Below are 17921 nucleotides of genomic sequence, written 5' to 3'. Positions count from 1 at the left end.
TGTAATCAGGCGGCGCGGGTCGGGCGGTGGTCGCCTGCGATGGTTTCGCCAAACGGCCCCATGTTGTTCAGGTCCGACGCCCCGCGCACGGGATGCGCGGTGGGCAGGTTTGGCAGCACGAGTTCACCGAACTGGTACGCTTCCTCCAGATGCGGATAGCCGGAGAAAATGAACGTATCGATGCCCAGCCTGCGATATTCATCAATCCGCTCCGCCACCGTATCGGGATCACCCACCAGCGCGGTTCCCGCCCCGCCGCGTACCAGGCCGACACCCGCCCACAGGTTGGGACTGATTTCCAGCCTGTCACGGCGGCCACCGTGCAGGGCGCTCATGCGCGACTGCCCCACGGAATCCATGCGGGCAAAGACTTTCTGGGCCTTTTCAATGGTAGCGTCGTCCAGATGGCTGATCAGGCGGTCGGCCTCATGCCACGCCTCTTCCGCCGTTTCGCGCACGATAACATGCAGCCGGATGCCAAATGACACCTCGCGCCCCTGCGCATGGGCCAGCTTGCGCACATGGCTGATCTTTTCAGCCACCAGGGCCGGGGGTTCGCCCCATGTCAGGTATTTGTCGATCGACTTGGCGGCGACATGGGCTGCCGCTTCCGATGATCCCCCAAAATACAATGGCGGCCCGTCATTCTGGTACGGCGCGAACAGCAGGCGACCATCTTTTATGGTAAAGTGCCTGCCTTCAAAATTGACATCCTTACCGCGCAGCAGCGCACGGTAGATATCAAGGAATTCGTCCGTGATCTCGTAGCGGGTGGCATGGTCGGCAAACAGGCCATCGCCCGCGTTTTCAGCCGGGTCGCCGCCGGTCACGATATTGATCAGCAGCCGCCCGTTGGAAAAACGGTCCAGTGTCGCGGTCATGCGCGCGGCCAGCGTGGGCGACAGCAGGCCCGGGCGGACCGCGATCAGATAGCGCAGCCGTTCGGTCACGGGGGCAAGGGCGGAGGCCACGACCCAGCTATCCTCGCAACTGCGCCCCGTCGGGATCAGGACACCGTAATAACCCAGCGTATCGGCAGCCTTTGCCACCTGCTGCAGGTAGGGCAGGTCAACCGGCCTGCCGCCCTTCTGCGTGCCGAGATAGCGGCTGTCGCCATGGGTGGGCAGGAACCACAGCACATTGATCTTGTCAGGAACCGCGTAGGACATGGTTACGAAGCCTTGGAAAATGTTTCATGGGGAAAAAGGGGTTCGGCCGGTGCGCGGAGGGCTGCAGGATCGCGGTAACGGCTGCCGAAATGGCGGTTGGGCAGATGGGGCTGCCCCGGTGTGAACAGGCGTTCGCGCAGGGTCTCACGCGGGGTGTAGGCCGTACGGTACCGTCCGCGCCGCTGCAGTGCGGGCACGATCAGGTCAATGAAATCGCGGGCGGTCTCGAATGTGTGGTACTGGCGCAGGTTGATGCCATCGATCCCGTCAATATCCAGCCAGCGTTCGATTTCATCCGCGATCTTGTCAGGCGTCCCCACGACAAAGAAACGTCCTTCATCAAACGATGCGATCTGGCGCAGCGCGCTGCCCACCGTCTGTTCGGGGCGGAAACGTCGGCCCATATTGCCAAACGGCACGCCTTCGCGTTTCAGGATGTCGCCAATACGGGCATCGGCGGGATAACGGCGGAGGTCGATTTCCGCCTGCGCATGGATCAGCGCGCCTTCGACACTGTAATACTGACGGTATTTCTCCAGCTTCTTTTCAGCAAGCTGCTGCGTCGTATCAGTGATGATGCCAGCCATAACAATAAATCGGATGTCATCGCCATTGCGGCCATGGGCGCGCGCACGTTCGCGCGTGCGGGCAATGTTGTCACGCACGGCTTCCGTCGTCTGGCCGCCAATGAACACGACTTCCGCATGGCGGGCGGCGAATTCCAGCCCCGCAGGCGAGCCGGTTGCCTGAAACAGCACAGGCGTGCGCTGCCGACCGGGTGAGACAAGATGCGGTCCCGCCACGCGAAAGTGCCGCCCGTCATGGTTGATGGGCCTGACGGCATCGGGGTTGGCATAAATGCCCGACGCCACGTCATTGACGACGGCGTCATCATCCCAACTGCCTTCCCACAGTTTGTACAGGACATCGAGGTATTCATCCGCAATGGCGTAGCGCTGGTCATGGGGGATTTCGTCCTCCATGCCGAAATTGCGCGCCGCACTGCGCAGGTAGGATGTCACGATGTTCCATCCCACGCGGCCTTCGGTCAGCAGGTCAAGTGTGGCCATGCGCCGGGCAAAGGCGAAGGGCGGTTCGTAGGTCGTGGAAAACGTGACGCCAAAGCCGATGTTTTTCGTCACGGCCGCCATGGCGGGTACCAGCATCAGGGGATCAAGGTTCGGGATCTGCAGCCCTTCGCGCAGGGCGGCGGCCGTGCCATCGCCAAAACGGTCATAGGTGCCGATGACATCGGCCAGGAAGATCGCGTCAAACAGGCCCTCTTCGGCCAGTTTTGCGACTTCCAGCCAGTACGCCATTTCACCGAACCGGTGCCGGTTGTTACCCGGCGCACGCCACATGCCATGCACGATATGGCTGACGCAGGCCATTTCGAACAGGTTGACGTGCAACTGTTTGGGCTGCGTTGTCATGCTGCGTGTTCCTGCTGCGCGCCTGTGGAGACGGACGGGGTGGTGGTACCGGCCCGATCGCGCCAGCGCGAACCGAACGCCGTACCGTTGAGTACAAGATCGCCCAGTTCCCGCTGCCGCTGGACCAGCGGGTTATGGGACGCCAGTGTGCGGGCATTGCGCCAGTGACGGTCCAGTCGGCGCGATGTGCTTGTGGCGGAGGCCCCCCCCACTTCAAACAGCAGTGTTGCTGCTTCCAGCACCTGTCCGGCTACGATCTGCTGTGCCTGATAGGCACGCACCTGCGCCGTATCGAAGGCCGGGCCGCTATCGTGTCCCGTCGCCCATTGGGGAAAGGCTGCTTCCAGCGTCCATGCTACCTTTTCCACCAGTGTATCGGCGGAAAATGACAGGGCGGACAGCCGTCCCACCACGCCCTGCACCAGCGGATCATGGCGCTGGGCCACCTGCCCCGGAACGCCAAAGGTCCGCGTGCGCGGGCGCACGAAGGCCACGGCATCACGCACGATCGCCCGTCCGATTCCCGCCAGCGTGGCAAGATGGAAAAGCTGGTAATAAGTGGTGAAGTATTCGTTGGTGGGGAATTCAGTCAGCGGCGTGCGGTTGAGGATGCACTCATCAGGTACGGCTACATTTTTGAAATGCGTCGTACCACTGCCAGTCAGGCGCTGGCCAAAACCGTCCCAGTCATCAATACGGGTCACGCCGGGGGCATCGGCAGGTACGACAAGCTGGATACGATTGGTGCCATCGGTAGCCACTGCTACAATCCACGACGCATAAAGCGTGCCGGTGGAATAGTATTTCGTGCCATCCAGCAGCCATTGTCCCTGTGGATCGGGTGTCAGGGTTGTGGTTGTGCCGGTACTGTCCGTCAGTTCCGCCATGGCGGCCCCAAACAGGGCGCCCTTTGCGACCTGTTCCAGCCAGTATGCGGCGCGTGGACCGTCACCTTCATGCAGGCGTCCCTCAACAAAGGCGAAATGGGCGCGGAAGATCTGCGGCAGGTTTGAATCCGCTTCGGCCAGTTCCGCCAGCAGAGCAAAGGTTTCCGGCAGGCTGGCTCCGCTGCCGCCATAACGCACCGGCACGCGCAGCGCACCAAAACCGGCATCCAGCAGCCATCGCACCGCGTCATGGGCCAGGATGCGGTTTTCTTCGCGATCAATGGCGCCATCGGCAATGCGCGCGAAAACCGGGCGCAGCCTTTGCGCAAGCGCATCAATCCGTGGGGAGAGACCGTGGGGAAGATGGACCGGATCTGTCATGGCAACCTCGATTGCGTGCACATTTTAACTATTTTGTGTGCGTATTTATCTTTTGCACACACTAACAACGGTTATGTGCGAGTCAATAAAATAACAACGAATTCGTATGATTTTATATTCGGATATGGGACAGATTTTTGTGGAAATTTTCCGACAAATTACCAAAAACTGCCAGATAAATTTTGTTATATCGTTGTTTTAAAATGATATATTTTTAAATAATATAACTATTTATATCGTAATATATGAGCATGGAACGTTTTCGTTAAATTGTACAATTCAAATTGTTATATAGATTTCCTGTCTCATATTCCGTGAATCGGGACAGGGTCCGGGTCTGATGCCGGTACCGAAATCCATGCCCGGCGGAAATTATCCCGTTGACAACAGAATTAACATTTATAATGTCATAAATTAATATTAACCATGTTTTATGGTTAAATATGCCTTGGGCCGCCGGGCCGATCCATGGACTGGCATGGACCCGCCGGACGGAACCGCCTCCACACCCCTGTTACAGGTAAGCCTGCAATGAAACGGTATTCACGTCGCACGTTCCTGACCGGCCTTGGTGTGACGCTGTCGTCACAGATATGGGCGACGCGTGGCGCGTATGCGGCACAGGACGCCACGATCCGCATAGGTTACCAGCAATACGGCACGCTGGTGGTACTTAAACATAGCGGATTGCTTGAACGCGCCCTTGCCCCCGGTGGGATGCGGGTGCAGTGGTCGGAATTCATTGCAGGCCCCCAACTGCTGCAGGCCCTGGCGGCGGATGCCATCGACATTGGTGAAACCGGCAATGCCCCCCCGGTCATGGCACAGGCCGCATGGCCCGATGGACTGACCTATATCGGCTGTTCTGCGCCTGCCCCACATGGCGAAGGCATGCTGGTGCCCGCCAATAGCCCCATACAGACCCCCGCGGACCTGAAGGGACGCAGGATTGCCCTGAACCGTGGGTCCAACGTGCACTACCTGCTGCTGGCGCTGTTACAGCGCACGGGCGTGGCATGGACTGATATCCACCCTGTCTACCTGCCCCCAGCCGCCAGTCGGGCCGCATTCGAAACCGGGCGCGTGGATGCGTGGGCGATATGGGATCCATACCTGAGTGCGGCACTGGTAGATACGCAAAGCCGCCTGCTGGTGGATGCGCAGGGCATTACGACCAACCGGCAGTTCCTGATTGCCAGCAGGCCGTTTGCGGACCGTAATCCCGGCAATTTCCTCACCCTGCTGGCGCAGGCGCGACAGGACTGTGTGCAATGGGCGGCGGACCATGTCGATACACTGACTACTTCCATTGCTGCCAGTACCGGCCTGTCCCGTCCCGTCATTACCCGCGCACTGGCGCAACTGGCGCTGCAACCCGCACCGCTGGATCAGGCCGTTGTGACCGAACAGCAGGATATTGCCGCGACATTATTCCACGCGCACCTGATCCAGACCGTCCCGGATGTCCGGGCCATTGTAAGAGGGGCGTGAAGCCGTGTCCGCAGACCTTCATACCGCACAGGACGCCATCCATGCGGCCGCACACCTGCAGGCGCGCTTTGCCACCCGCGCGGCGCACCATGACCGCACCGGGATTTTCGCACAGGATAATATTGATGACCTGCGCCGGGCGGGACTGCTGTCCCTGCGCATTTCCACGCCTGAACGACCCACACCGTTTACCCTTGGCGTCGTGCAGGACATCGTGGGCCAGATTGCGCAGGGCGATGCCTCCACCGCGCTGGTCATGGTCAATCATTACATGGTGCGGGCCGCGACCGCACACCATGAATTCGGCTCCGGTGATTTCGTGCGCTGGATGGAAGAGGACCAGTATGACCGGCTGACCAATATCCTGCTGGCGGAACCTGATCTTGGTTCCGCATCGCGTGGCGGCCTGCCCGGTACGGTTGCGACCCGTACGCCGACAGGGTGGGTGCTGAATGGACGCAAGGCCTATGTCACCGGCATTCCTGCCCTGTCGTGGCTGCTGGTGCGCGCCCGCACGGATGAAGATCCGGTGCGGGTGGGTACGTTCATGGTCCCGGCCACAGCAGATGGTATCCATATCGTTGAAAACTGGGACCATATCGGTATGCGCTCCAGTAACAGTCATGAAGTCACCTTCACGCAGGTTGCACTTCCTGCCGGTGCCGCGTTGGCTCTGCATGCGCCTGATGCGCCACTGGCAGGACGCAATACCCTCATGCTCTGGAACACCGGGCTGCTGGGGGCCTTGTACAATGGCATCGCCACGTCCGCGCTGGCATGGTTTGGTGAATTCCTGAAAAACCGCGTGCCGTCCAATCTGGGGGTGCCGCTTTCGACCCTGCCAGCCATGTGCGACGCCGTGGGGGGCTTTGCCATTACGCTGCACATGAACGCCATGCTGCTGCGGCTTTACGCCACGGATGTCACGGCCGCATGTCCGCTGTCCGAACTGAATGCGCATGCAGCGGTCATAAAATCACGCGTGGTCGATGCGGCGGCCGATTTTACCACGGCCCTGCTGGGGCTTGCGGGCAATGCCGGGCTGTCCGCCCATAACCCGCTGGAACGCGCGCATCGTGACGCGCTGTGTGGCCGCATCCATGCGCCCCATGGCGAATTGCTGCGCCGGGTTGCGGGGCAGCAGGCGCTGTCATGAATCCTGATCATTCCTGATCCCAATTCAGACTGGACATATCATGACCCTTACGGAATTTGTCGGCACGGGGGAGACTGATGTCGCCCCGTTTCCCCTGCCTCCCGCAGGTGTGCCCATCATTACGAGTGATGCGGAGGCATTGCGCGTTGCAGCCGATGTTGCCCGGCAGATTGCGCCGGATGCCGCGCAACGCGATCGTGAAAACCGTTTTCCCATGCGTGAACTGGATATCTTTTCCAATTCAGGGCTGTGGGGCATTACCGTGCCACGTGCCTATGGCGGGGCCAATGTGTCCTACCGCACGTTGGGACAGGTGATCCGGCTGATTGCCAAGGCGGATTCAGCGGTGGCGCAACTCAGTCAGAATCATTTTGCCACCATTGCCTGCCTTGCCTCATGCGCCAGTCCGGAACAGGCGCGCGACCTGTTTGCGCTGGTTCTGAAAGGGTACAGGTTTGGCAACGCGTTTTCAGAACGCGGTATCAAGAATGTCGGGGCGTTGAAAACACGTCTCCAGATAACAGGCGACACCGTTACCCTGAACGGCGTCAAGCACTACTGCACGGGCGCGCTGTCGGCGCATCTGGTGCAGATCGTGGCGCTTGATGAAGACGGGCACAGCCATCTTGCCATTGCCCGGCGTAATGCACCGGGTCTGAATGTCATTAATGACTGGTCGGCATTTGGCCAGAAAGGGACGGCAAGCGGCACTGTCCAGCTAGCGGACGTACAGGTGCCGCGCAGCCATGTCATCCCGGTATGGAAAGCCTACGTGCCTGACGCGCCCTTTGCCGACAGCGCGATATCGCAGTTCATACAGGCGGCTATTGACGCTGGCCTGGCCGACGCCGCTGTCGATACGACAATCGAGCTGATCCATACGCGTGCGCGCGCGTGGATCGACAGCGGACAGGACAAGGCATCGGACGACCCTTATACAATCCAGACGATCGGAGCATTGAAAATACGCCTGAACGCGGGTCTTGCCCTTCTGGACAGGGCAGGCGAGGCCATTGACCACGCCGTATCGGCCCCAGCTGCGCAAAGTGTCGCCACCGCCCAGATCGAGACGGCGCAGGCCAAGGTCCTGACCACCGAAAGCGCCATCGAGGCGACAAACAGACTGTTCGAACTGGTTGGCACATCCGCCACGGACCGGACGCTGAACCTTGATTACCTGTGGCGTAATGCGCGCACTCATACGCTGCATGATCCGGTACGCTGGAAATATGCGATTGTGGGGAATTACTACCTTAATCATGCTTTCCCCCCGTTACATGCGTGGAGTTGAGGCATGATCGGTTGCTTCATAAATAACGATTAAAAAAGTATAATTATCCCGGACAGCCAAGGGATATGCTCTGCTGGATATGCAGCCTTTTGCGGTTATGGAAAGCATATTCCTGGTTTCGATATGGTTGCCGCGACAGTCGATTATGAAATCATCCTGATTGTCATATCGAATTATATAATTGATAAAAAACAATATTATTTCTTATTTTCAGGGCGGGCTGGCTGGAGTGCCGCATGAGTCGGCTCATAATTAACGATGATATATGTGTATATGTTGTTTTAGTGCAACTGTTTCGTATTTTTAGGGTTTCATGCCTCTGCGGCTGTATGAAAAGTCCATTTTGCCCGCTAACAAATTAATGCATTCTTCGCGGACATAATGGAAAACTACAATGTTAAGAAGTGAATTATCTCTGTCCCCAACCGCCCCGCCACGTATCCATCCCCTGCTGTACAGGGGCCGCCTCCCTGTCGTGGAGGCACCAAACAAATTCACCTTTGTCCTTGCCGGTGGCCTGTTTGGTGTTCTGGTTGCCTCCCATCACGCCATTGCTGCCGCATCCATCACGCCGGATGACACCACCACGCATCGTATTCCCCACGGTGTACCGGTCCGACACGCCGCAGGTGGGCATGACGCGGCTGCCCATAATGACGGGCATGCGGCCAGTAATGGCCTGAATGCGAGCACGATCGAACATATCGCCGTGCACCATCACAGTGCGGCGACACACCAGGCGGAGGTGTACCTGAAGACCATTCCCGGCGGCACCAGCGTCATCGACGCGGCCACCGTGCTGAAGGGACGCAACGCCACCAATGCAGATGCATTCAAGTATCAGGCGGGCGTCTTTGCACAGGCTCCCTGCGGATCGGACGATCTGCGCATTTCCATTCGTGGTTCGGGCATCCAGACAGGGCTGAACGCCACGCGTGCGGGCATCATGTTTCTGTTCGATGATATTCCGCTGACCACGCCCATCGGCACGGTCAATGAACTGCAGGAACCACTGGGTATCCGTTATACCGAGATCATGCGCGGTGGGAATGGTATCGACTTCGGCTCCACCCAGTTGGGCGGTGCGATCAACTACGTCACGCAGACAGGCTATAATTCACAGCGTTATCAGGCCCGAGTGGAAGCGGGCAGCTTTGGGTATGTGAAGGAACAGCTGAGTTCGGGCACCGTCATCGGTAAGTCAGACTATTACCTCAGTGTAACCAATTCCTATCGTGGTGGTTATCAGGACAATACCAAGACCACAAACTTTGGTGTTAATTTCAATTACGGTTACAAATTCAGCGACAATGTCGATAATCGCTTTTTCTTCCGCTATCGCCAGACATGGGAAGGCAACCCCTATTACCTGACGCGCGACCAGATCCGTGACAACCCGCGCCAGATGCAGCCTGAATATGCGACGTGGGGCACCAAGACCATTGAACCGGGCACCAAATATGCCGCCGACCGGGTCAGGATCCGTATTGATGACCAGTCCCGGCTGACCATTGGCTTTGCCTACCTGAATGCGCCGATGGACCATGAACTGGGGAATACTTCGTCGCTGTACGACATCGACTACGCCACGGGCATGGTAAATTATACGCGTCAGGACAGGTTGCTGGGGCATGCCAGTGATACGGATATCGGCATCTATACATCGCATGACCTTGACGCCACCATTGATAACCGGGTGCGGCGTCGGGCGGCCTATCCCGGTTATGCGCTGGGCACTCTTGTCACCCGTTCGCACCTGGGTGGCAGTGATACGGTTTTCCATGTGCGTAACAACACCGAAATCTTCCACAACTTCTGGCTGACCGCAGCAGGTGCATTAAGCTATACCCCGCGTTCGGGATCACAGACGTACCCACAGACCAGTTCCTTCAGTCAGAATGCGCTGTATTTCGCCCCGCGCGCAGGGTTCCGTTACGTCATTACCCCTAATGTCGAAGTATACGGCAATGTCAGCCGTAGCGTGCAAAGCCCGCAGGACTGGCAGTACCTTTCGGGCGCCAATTATACATCGGGCATTGCCACGGGTCTGACAAAGGACTGGGCCAACCTGCGCCCCCAGACGGCCACGACGTTTGAAGTGGGTACAAGTGGCCATTTTGCCGGTACGGAATGGAGTGTCACCTATTATCACTCCGCCGTTCATAATGAACTGCTGGCGGTCGCGACCCCGAATTCCATCCTGTACAACAACTCCACTTACGGCAACGCATCGCCCACAACACATCAGGGGGTTGAAACATCGTTCCATTCAACGTTGTACAGGTGGCAGGGTAACATCATTTCCCTTCGTCAGGCCTATACGTTCCAGAGCTTCCGCTTCAACCATGACGCAACATGGGGGCATAATTACATTCCCGGTATTCCGCGCCATTTCTATCAGGGGGAACTGCATCTTGATATGAAGAACGGATTCTATACTTCGGTCGATGTGGAGGTCTCGTCCTCGGTGCTGGCATCATATGACAACCAGTACAAGGCAGCGCCCTACCATATCTACAATTTCGATGTTGGGTACCTGTGGCCCAACAAGCACCGGCAGGTTTTCCTTAGCCTGCACAACCTTGCCAACAAGCATTACGCAACGGGTGTGGTGCCGGTCTATTCCACCACCAACGGACAGCAGCCTGCCGCCATGCTGTCGGGCGACGGATTCGGTATTTTTGCGGGTGTGTCCATCGGGTTCAATTAATGGCCAGGAACAGGGCGGGGGAGGGTAAAGTCCGACAGCCCCCTCTTGCCATGCCTGCATCCCATCAGGTCACAAGTCGGGCCGCAGATGGCCTGCGTGACATATGCCAGGTGCATCCGTAACAGGGGCGACAGCCGGTTTACGGAACGTACTGAAAAAAATGGAAAAATTTTTGGTAAAGCTTTTCCAGGAAGCCTCAGGGAATGCTGCATTTACAAAAAAGCAGCACCCTGGGAAATTCACCGCTTTATTTACCAGCGGGTTGTTTCAGAACAGTTTCTTACCGGAACAGAAAGAACGCCAGCGCCCACAATGGCACGCTGAACATCAGGCCGAACAGGATACCCCGGATTGGCGTGTGGCGGTATTCCGCCGGTTCGCTGGCGGGACGGCCATCATGGTGCTGGCCTGTCTGCGACAGGGCAATGCTCTCAAGTGACATGATCCAGAAAACCTTTTGCTGAAATATGGTGTAACACAATTCAGATTGTGGCGGAAAAACGATAACATTGCCTTAAAAAGAACATACTTCCCTGTCAATCAATAAAATGGACTTTCTTATCTTTTCTTCTGGGGGCTGTTGGGAATTGAGTTTTCTAAAGGGCCATGATGTGTTTCAAAGACCATATGGATCGCTTCATACTGACGGATGCCCAATGGGCGAAAATGGAACCGCTGTGCCTTGGCAAGAAGACGGATCAGGGACGCAGCGGGAAGGATAACCGCCTCTTCATCGAGGCGGTCCTGTGGATCGCCCGGACCGGTAGTCCGTGGCGGGACCTGCCGACGTATTTCGGACATTGGAACTCGGTTTATTCGCGCTACAGCGACTGGACGAAAGCCGGTGTTTTCCAGAAGATTTTCGAGGCTGTCTCCGATGATCCCGACATGGAATACGCGATGATTGACGGCACGGTGGTCCGGGTTCACCGCCACGGCCAGGGCGCAAAAGGGGGACCCGAAGCCAGGCGATAGGGCGGAGTGTAACGGGGTGGTCAACGAAGATCATCGCCATGACCGACGCCTTGGGTAATCTGGTCCGCTTCACGCTTATCCCCGGCCAGCATTACGATACGGTCGGCGTTGCGCCTCTTCTCGAACCAGCTGATTTTAAAGGAATTCTTGCTGACAAGGCTTTCGATGTCCACTGGATCGTGGACGCCATACGCGCGCAAGGGGCCTGCGTGGCCATCCCCCAGCGCAAAAACCGCCTCGACAGACGCCCGTTCGATGGGGCCCTGTTCAAAGCACGCCATCTCATTGAGAACTTCTTCTGCAAGCTCAAGGAGTTCAAGCGCATCGCCATGCGCAGCGAAAAAACAGACAGATCATTCGAAGCCATGATCTATCTCGTTGGCGCAATCATTAATTCAAGATAATTCCCAACAGGCCCTGGAAAAGTAGGGCGGGCATGACATGGGGAACAACGTTCCCGCTTCTGGCTTCCTGTTTTTGCCTTGCTTTCCCTACCACAGTAAGAAACGTGTGCGCCTTGCCCTTACAATTATTTACACAGGGCCGTAGGTGTTTCCGATGGCTTGTTGTGGCTCCCTTCCTGTCCGCATTGATCGGGACAGTATTGTTTCTTTTGCTACCTGCATGCCTTACACGTATGTTTACCCTATTATAGAATAATAAAAATGGTTTTCATGAAACAACATGATGACATTATTTTATTTATTAATGTAATTTTTCGTCATGCTCCATATTCTTCACTATATAATCATCTATTTATAAAGAAATAATAAAATTTTGAGTGATGTATTTTTTCAAAGGGTAGCGTTCTTCGAAGCCTGTTGAAAAAATCTTCTTTTGAATTCATGGGTGTTTTCAGGTCCTCCTTACACCGCGTCCATAAAAATACATGACTTATCAACCCGTTACCGGACGGTATTCCATGCCCGTCCGGTCAGACATGGATGCATGCAATGATGCTGCGTAAACTTGGCTGTCATCCCGCCCGGATGCATGCGCGCCAGCCCCTGCTGTCAGGCATGCGTGCCTTCATGGCCCGCACGGCTCCGCCACGACTGGGGCGCGAGCGGATTGATCCTGCGCCACACATGCTGGGCAATGACGTACTGGGCGACTGCACGGCAGCGGGAATCGGCAACCATGTCCGCGCCACGGCAGCACTGGCGGGTTACCAGATTGCAGTGGGTACAGACGATGCAGTGCGTTTCTATGCCCGGTCAACAGGATATGTATCGGGTAATCCGCTGACGGATCAGGGTGGGGTGGAAGTGGACGTTCTGGCCACCGCCATGCGGGTGGGATACGGCCTGACTGACCAGACACTGTTCCCGTTATGGGGTAGTGCGGACATCAATGACCTGAACGGTATCCGCAACATCACGGCGGGCCTGTCCGCAGCCTATCTGGGGGTACGACTGGCCATGGCTGATGTGTGGGAAGATGCCACAGGCAGCCTTTCCCCGGTATGGGATACCGTTACCCCCGCCAGCCATGGCGACCCGACACCGGGCAGCGCCGGCGGCCACTGTCTGCTGTTATGGGATTATGATGGCACGGAGGATACCGACCTCATCACGCTGCTGACATGGGGCAGCCTGCAGAAGGCGACATGGCGGTGGCTGCGCAGCCGTCTGATGGAAGCCCACGGACTGGCATGGCGGCAGTTGCTGCCCAACGGGATACTGGCGCCCACGGGGCAGGACTGGGATGCCCTTGTCACAGCGAACGAAGCTTACCTGACGGGCATGTCCTGACCCACCGTGCCCTGACGATCTTCCCTAATGCCCCGATTACAGGACAATCATGAAAATCCTTATGTCCATGCTGGCTGTAGCTGCATGCCTGTCCGGCTGTACGCATGGCCGTGCCGTACAGACCACAATCCCGGCTGCGATGGCGGGCATACAGTCCTCGCTGGCGCAGGCCGGTGCAGTATCCGTCTCACATGCTGGCGACTGGACCGTGCAGCAAAGTGCAGAGTTCGCCCGGACAGTTCGGGCCGCGCAATGCGCGCAGCATGCGGCCGACCCTGTCATAGGCACCATAACGGGTGATGTGACACTTCAACTTGCAGGCAGCTTTACCAATGGCGGCACGTTCAGTGTAGGGGCCCTGACGACCGCCCCGACCATTGGCCTTGTCGCGGATGCCAGTCGTACGAACAGCCAGCAGGTCAGCCTGCCCCTGTCCTATGCGCCGCTGTCGTCGCTGCCTGATGTCGAAATGGGTCGGCAGATGGGATATGAGACGGCCCTGTTTGGACAGAACGACAGCGTGCGACAGGGCGAAGCACAGCGTCTGATGACGGACCGCGACACGTTGCGTCAGACCATTCGTGACCTGATCCAGTCGTGGGACGCCACACGCTGTGCGTCGTCCCCGCCGGTGACGCCATTTGTCAGCCTGCGGCGGGGAAGTAGACCTGATCTCGGCACATACGGATATGGAAGCATGGACAGGAAACATTAGATAAGAGATATGTATTAAGTTTACGTTCCTGCATGTATATCAGGTCCCTGCATAAAATATATTTCCAGATTACCGGCATTTCCCTGCGGTCAGGAACGCAGAAATCTGGTACAGCCGCCCTTTCCCACCCGGGCAGACAGACCGCCATCGCCTGCGGTTGCGGATGGGAAAAGGCGCATCCGTTTCCTGATGCGTCCAATCCTTTTTCCGGTGTGGCGGCATGGGCCGCTACCGTAAACTCAAGGACGCGTATTTTGCCTGTTGCGTTGCTGGCCCTTGCTATCGGGGCGTTTGGCCTTGGCACGACGGAAACCATTGTCATGGGGCTACTGCCCCAGCTTTCGGTCGGGCTGCATGTCTCCATCGCGCAGGCGGGGCTGCTGGTATCGGGCTATGCCATCGGGGTGACCATTGCCTCTCCCCTGGTTGCGATCCTGACCAATAGCCTGTCACGCCGTGCGACGCTGCTGCTGACCATGGCGATTTTCATCGCGGGCAATGCGTGCAGCGCCCTGGCGCCGAATTATGGCAGCCTTATGCTGGCGCGCGTGCTGACATCGTTTTCCCACGGGACATTCTATGGCGCGGCTTCCATCATGGCGGCACAGGTCGTGTCCCCGGCCAAGCGGGCTGAAGCCCTGTCTCTGGTCTATATCGGGCTGACGCTGGCCATGATCCTTGGCGTGCCGATGGGTACTGTCGTGGCGCAGATGACATCATGGCGCATGGCGTTCTGGCTGATCTGCGCGGTTGGCGTGCTGGCATGGACCACCATGTGGCTGTGGATTCCACAGGATCGGGCCAGTGGCCCCGTCATCCCGCTATCGGCGCAGTTCAGGGCCATGCTGCATCCGCTGGTCGTGACCATGATGCTGGTTTCCATGTGCACGTCGTCGAGTATGTTTACCCTGTTTACCTATATTACCCCCTTCCTGCAGACCCGGTCAGGTTTCAGCACGCATGCGATTGATGTCATCCTGCTCATGATCGGGGGTGGGCTATGTCTGGGCAACCTGCTGGGTGGAAAGCTGGCGGACTGGAAGATGCTGCCGTCCTGTGCGGGGCTTATGGCCGCCGTAGCCATCGTACAGGTGCTGCTGGTGCCCGGCAGCCTGCATCCATGGATCTGTCTTGCGCTGCTGTTCCTGTGGGGTGTGTTCATCTATGCGCCCATGGCCCCGCTACAGACCTATGTTGTCGCCTGTGCCGGGGCCGCGCCCAATATTGCCGCCGTCATGAACCAGAGTTCCTTCAATTTCGGTAACGCGGTTGGTGCGTGGGCGGGCAGCCATATCGTAGACACCCACTGGTCCTATGGTGGTCTGCCAGTCCTGTCCGCGTGCTTCGCCTTTATCGGGTTCGGGCTGGTGGGGCTGGCGGAATACTATGTCCGGCGTCAGACGAAAAAGCCCCGTGAAGTCGTGCCACACCCGCTGACCAGCGCCACTCACGCCGTGGTGGCGCGGCCGGAACAGAATCTGCGCCCGCACGCATGACAGGAAGGATCATGGTGAAAACCGCGTTGCATGCCGATGCCCGGTTTTCCCGTATCCCGACAGGTCGGCCGTGCAGGGCCGGGACGAAGAACAGGCCTGGCGAGTGTACACCCTGCGCGGCATGTACCAGCATCCCTTTGATATCCGCTATTGCGGACGGACCACTGTGCAACACGGCATAATACACCGACCGCCATTCCGGGCGCTGATAGGCACGATACAGCAGGATGCGAAACATGAATTGATTTTTAAAATTGATTCCTTCGTGCTGGCAGCAAATGGAAAGGCGCTTGACGCCTCCATGATATAAAGAATTTCAAAAAAGATACGGATACATATTATTTAATTTATATTTTGATAAGTACTTATGGTGAATGTATTTATATTTTATCTTTACTTTTCCGGCAGAAACCGTGTGCGCAACTTGGTACGAACGGGCAGCAGGAACAGGGATTGTTGATAATAAAATTTAAAATAAAACAATGAATATTAGTTTAAACAATATAAATTTAATATTTAATTAAAAACGTGAGAATATTTATTTTTCTCCAGTATGGAATGCATGTTTTTTTATGACCGGATCGCAGAATCCGTGGATAACGCATTGCCGTTTCATTTTGTTTCTTTTGTTCATACATTGTAATGGTACAGGCATGATAATGTAGGATAGACCTTGTTGGATCGCATCAACCCTCGTGGAATGGACATGTCCATGCAAACGCTGCTGCAACCTATCCTGCGGGTCAGAATGTCCAGTGATGTGCATGAACGTCTGGCGTCACTGCGTATTCCCTATCCCCCCGGTCCCAAGCGTCTGAAACGTGCGGATCGGGTGCGCGCGTGTGGGGTGTTGTTTATCCATGTGCCCAAGAATGCGGGGACATCCGTGGCGCGTGCCCTGTACGGGATGGATCTGGGACACGAAACCATCCGGTATTTCCAGCGTCGCATGCCTGACCTGACGGGTTTTCCGTCCTTTGCCATCCTGCGCGATCCGGTACGGCGTTTCATGTCCGCCTATCGCTATGCCTGTGCGGGCGGCAGTGATACACGGCATGTAGCCCAAGGATTTCGCCCGACCTATATGGCCTTCAACGGAATTGATGATGCGCTGGACCATATCGCCCATGTCCGTTCACTGTACGACATGGACCATATTTTCCGCCCCCAGACATGGTACCTGACCGATGCGTACGGGCAGGTGGCGGTAGATCGCCTGTTCATGCTTGATGATATGTCCCGTATACAGGATTTCGTCCGTAATTATACCTCTGCCCCCATCGGCCATGTCAACGCGGGTGGTGGTGACCGAAGTGAAATGCCCAATGCGGACCAGATTGCGCGCATACGTCAGATCTATCGTCAGGATTATGACCTGATTGCCAGTGTCATGCATAATCATGTGCTGCGTTCAGCAGATACGGCCGTACCATCCTTGACAGGTCGGTCTGTTTTTGACCTCGTATAAAAGATTTTTGAAAAACAAATCATTGATAAATAAAATAGGCGATTCTTTTTCAAAAAAAGAGGCGTCTTGCGAAGTGTTCTGAAAAAAAATCTTCAGCATTCTACCCAAGAGTCGGTATTGCATACCGAATTTATCGGCAGGACATGGAAAACTGTTCCCGAACGGTGTACACGCAACCCACGCATCAAATGCCGGGACGACAGACGCTGGGGGTGTATCTGGATGATACGGAGGGCAGGAAAACGGGATTTCCTTCATGAATTTTTGTTTCGTATGTGCGAAAAATGATTGATGAATACCGCACTATCCACCCCCGTCGCCGGAGTAACAGCCACGCATGACAGTTGAGACCCATTGCAGCAACCGCCTTTTCCATGCCTTCCTGTCGCGTGTCGGTGGCGTGTGTATCGCCCTGTTGCCTGTCGGTGGCCTTGCAGGGTGTGGTTATACGGATTCACGTACCGCGCACCGTGCCCAGCTTGCCATGATCGGCATGAACAGCACGGATGTGCAGTCATGCGTGGGGATTCCTGACAAGATCAAGAAAATAGATGATCACGTGCAGATCTTTGAATATTCGCGCACGCTGAACATCCCGTCCACGAACGATTCAACGTTCGTGCCACTCCAGACCCTGGTCAACCTGACGGAAACAACCGTGGGCGGCGCAGGCAAGACCTGTATTGCGGATATCCGTATCGAGGATGACAAGGTTGTGGACCTGCATTACAGCGGCGATGATGACGAAATCATAGGGTCCGATGGGGTCTGCTCAATTGTGACACGTGGATGCGTGCGTAAACCCGTCGCATCAATGCAGCATGTAAGGCGTGGCCCGCTAGGGCCAATTTCTGCGTTCCATCCCCCCAGAACGCCGCCAGTGCCTGCAGAAGAAACCACGCCGACACCTACTGTCATTACGACAGCTACGCCGGTGCCGACTGCCGTTACGACAGCCAAGATTGATAAATGACCTGTTTCCCGTTCCTGACCCG

At 56.7% G+C, this 17921-nt stretch carries 15 protein-coding genes; 11 read left to right on the top strand and 4 right to left on the bottom strand.

Annotated elements, in window-relative coordinates:
- Window positions 1-5 precede the first annotated feature (5 nt).
- The 3 genes from ssuD to ACE2AA_RS10970 are packed head-to-tail and all read right to left on the bottom strand — an operon-like array spanning window position 6 to window position 3870.
- Entirely contained in the window at window positions 6-1169 is a 1164-nt protein-coding gene (gene ssuD / locus ACE2AA_RS10980; protein ID WP_395369773.1) for an FMNH2-dependent alkanesulfonate monooxygenase, read from the bottom strand.
- Between the two features lie 2 nt (window positions 1170-1171).
- The gene (locus tag ACE2AA_RS10975; RefSeq protein WP_395369771.1) at window positions 1172-2602 is read right to left on the bottom strand and encodes an LLM class flavin-dependent oxidoreductase; all 1431 of its coding nucleotides are present in this window, start codon (window positions 2600-2602) and stop codon (window positions 1172-1174) included.
- Window positions 2599-3870, bottom strand: a complete 1272-nt coding sequence (locus tag ACE2AA_RS10970; protein ID WP_395369770.1) for an acyl-CoA dehydrogenase family protein — start codon at window positions 3868-3870, stop codon at window positions 2599-2601. Before ACE2AA_RS10970 ends, ACE2AA_RS10975 begins: the two co-directional genes overlap by 4 nt.
- A 531-nt stretch (window positions 3871-4401) precedes the next feature.
- Between ACE2AA_RS10970 and ACE2AA_RS10965 the strand changes: the two genes are divergently transcribed.
- The 4 genes from ACE2AA_RS10965 (at window position 4402) to ACE2AA_RS10950 (ending at window position 10518) form a co-directional block, all read left to right on the top strand.
- Window positions 4402-5361, top strand: coding sequence for an aliphatic sulfonate ABC transporter substrate-binding protein (locus tag ACE2AA_RS10965; protein WP_395369768.1), 960 nt, complete (start codon window positions 4402-4404; stop codon window positions 5359-5361).
- Between the two features lie 4 nt (window positions 5362-5365).
- Window positions 5366-6517 (top strand): acyl-CoA dehydrogenase family protein, encoded by a 1152-nt coding sequence (locus ACE2AA_RS10960; protein ID WP_141259502.1) that lies wholly within the window; start codon window positions 5366-5368, stop codon window positions 6515-6517.
- A 40-nt stretch (window positions 6518-6557) separates the two neighbouring features.
- Complete coding sequence (locus ACE2AA_RS10955; protein WP_395369766.1) at window positions 6558-7808, top strand: SfnB family sulfur acquisition oxidoreductase; 1251 nt, start codon at window positions 6558-6560, stop codon at window positions 7806-7808.
- 475 nt (window positions 7809-8283) lie between these two features.
- Window positions 8284-10518, top strand: coding sequence for a TonB-dependent receptor (locus tag ACE2AA_RS10950; RefSeq protein ID WP_227002292.1), 2235 nt, complete (start codon window positions 8284-8286; stop codon window positions 10516-10518).
- Window positions 10519-10798: 280 nt separating this feature from the next.
- On the opposite strand, the gene ACE2AA_RS10945 is transcribed toward ACE2AA_RS10950, so the two are convergent.
- On the bottom strand, window positions 10799-10960 hold the full coding sequence (locus ACE2AA_RS10945) for a hypothetical protein (protein WP_162851943.1): 162 nt from the start codon (window positions 10958-10960) through the stop codon (window positions 10799-10801).
- 185 nt (window positions 10961-11145) lie between these two features.
- Here ACE2AA_RS10945 and ACE2AA_RS10940 point away from each other — a divergent pair.
- From ACE2AA_RS10940 to ACE2AA_RS10910, 7 genes are all read left to right on the top strand, one after another.
- Window positions 11146-11897 (top strand): IS5 family transposase gene (locus ACE2AA_RS10940; RefSeq protein ID WP_395372112.1). Its coding sequence is split into 2 segments (ribosomal slippage): window positions 11146-11476 and window positions 11476-11897, totalling 753 coding nucleotides; the frame shifts between segments, so codons are not numbered across the junction.
- A gap of 549 nt (window positions 11898-12446) precedes the next feature.
- On the top strand, window positions 12447-13247 hold the full coding sequence (locus ACE2AA_RS10935) for a hypothetical protein (RefSeq protein WP_395369763.1): 801 nt from the start codon (window positions 12447-12449) through the stop codon (window positions 13245-13247).
- A gap of 49 nt (window positions 13248-13296) precedes the next feature.
- Entirely contained in the window at window positions 13297-13962 is a 666-nt protein-coding gene (locus ACE2AA_RS10930) for a hypothetical protein (RefSeq protein WP_395369761.1), read from the top strand.
- 254 nt (window positions 13963-14216) lie between these two features.
- On the top strand, window positions 14217-15458 hold the full coding sequence (locus tag ACE2AA_RS10925; RefSeq protein ID WP_227001042.1) for an MFS transporter: 1242 nt from the start codon (window positions 14217-14219) through the stop codon (window positions 15456-15458).
- Between the two features lie 103 nt (window positions 15459-15561).
- Window positions 15562-15768: a hypothetical protein gene (locus tag ACE2AA_RS10920; protein WP_395369759.1), complete on the top strand. Its 207-nt coding sequence runs from the start codon at window positions 15562-15564 to the stop codon at window positions 15766-15768.
- 396 nt (window positions 15769-16164) lie between these two features.
- On the top strand, window positions 16165-16926 hold the full coding sequence (locus ACE2AA_RS10915; protein ID WP_227002351.1) for a sulfotransferase family 2 domain-containing protein: 762 nt from the start codon (window positions 16165-16167) through the stop codon (window positions 16924-16926).
- 337 nt (window positions 16927-17263) lie between these two features.
- Window positions 17264-17899 carry a hypothetical protein gene (locus ACE2AA_RS10910; RefSeq protein WP_141261409.1) on the top strand — a complete coding sequence of 212 codons (636 nt, stop codon included), beginning with the start codon at window positions 17264-17266 and terminating at the stop codon, window positions 17897-17899.
- Window positions 17900-17921: the final 22 nt, after the last annotated feature.

This window comes from Komagataeibacter diospyri (genome assembly GCF_043995075.1).
Taxonomy (GTDB): Bacteria; Pseudomonadota; Alphaproteobacteria; order Acetobacterales; family Acetobacteraceae; genus Komagataeibacter; species Komagataeibacter diospyri.
This window is presented reverse-complemented; position numbering and strand designations above follow the sequence as displayed.

Excerpts from the sequence above, each read along its gene's own strand:
- ssuD (WP_395369773.1), bottom strand. The coding sequence starts at position 1,169 with ATGTCCTACGCGGTTCCTGACAAGATCAATGTGCTGTGGTTCCTGCCC.
- ACE2AA_RS10975 (WP_395369771.1), bottom strand. The coding sequence starts at position 2,602 with ATGACAACGCAGCCCAAACAGTTGCACGTCAACCTGTTCGAAATGGCC.
- ACE2AA_RS10970 (WP_395369770.1), bottom strand. The coding sequence starts at position 3,870 with ATGACAGATCCGGTCCATCTTCCCCACGGTCTCTCCCCACGGATTGAT.
- ACE2AA_RS10965 (WP_395369768.1), top strand. The coding sequence starts at position 4,402 with ATGAAACGGTATTCACGTCGCACGTTCCTGACCGGCCTTGGTGTGACG.
- ACE2AA_RS10955 (WP_395369766.1), top strand. The coding sequence starts at position 6,558 with ATGACCCTTACGGAATTTGTCGGCACGGGGGAGACTGATGTCGCCCCG.
- ACE2AA_RS10945 (WP_162851943.1), bottom strand. The coding sequence starts at position 10,960 with ATGTCACTTGAGAGCATTGCCCTGTCGCAGACAGGCCAGCACCATGAT.
- ACE2AA_RS10935 (WP_395369763.1), top strand. The coding sequence starts at position 12,447 with ATGATGCTGCGTAAACTTGGCTGTCATCCCGCCCGGATGCATGCGCGC.
- ACE2AA_RS10930 (WP_395369761.1), top strand. The coding sequence starts at position 13,297 with ATGAAAATCCTTATGTCCATGCTGGCTGTAGCTGCATGCCTGTCCGGC.
- ACE2AA_RS10915 (WP_227002351.1), top strand. The coding sequence starts at position 16,165 with ATGTCCATGCAAACGCTGCTGCAACCTATCCTGCGGGTCAGAATGTCC.
- ACE2AA_RS10910 (WP_141261409.1), top strand. The coding sequence starts at position 17,264 with ATGACAGTTGAGACCCATTGCAGCAACCGCCTTTTCCATGCCTTCCTG.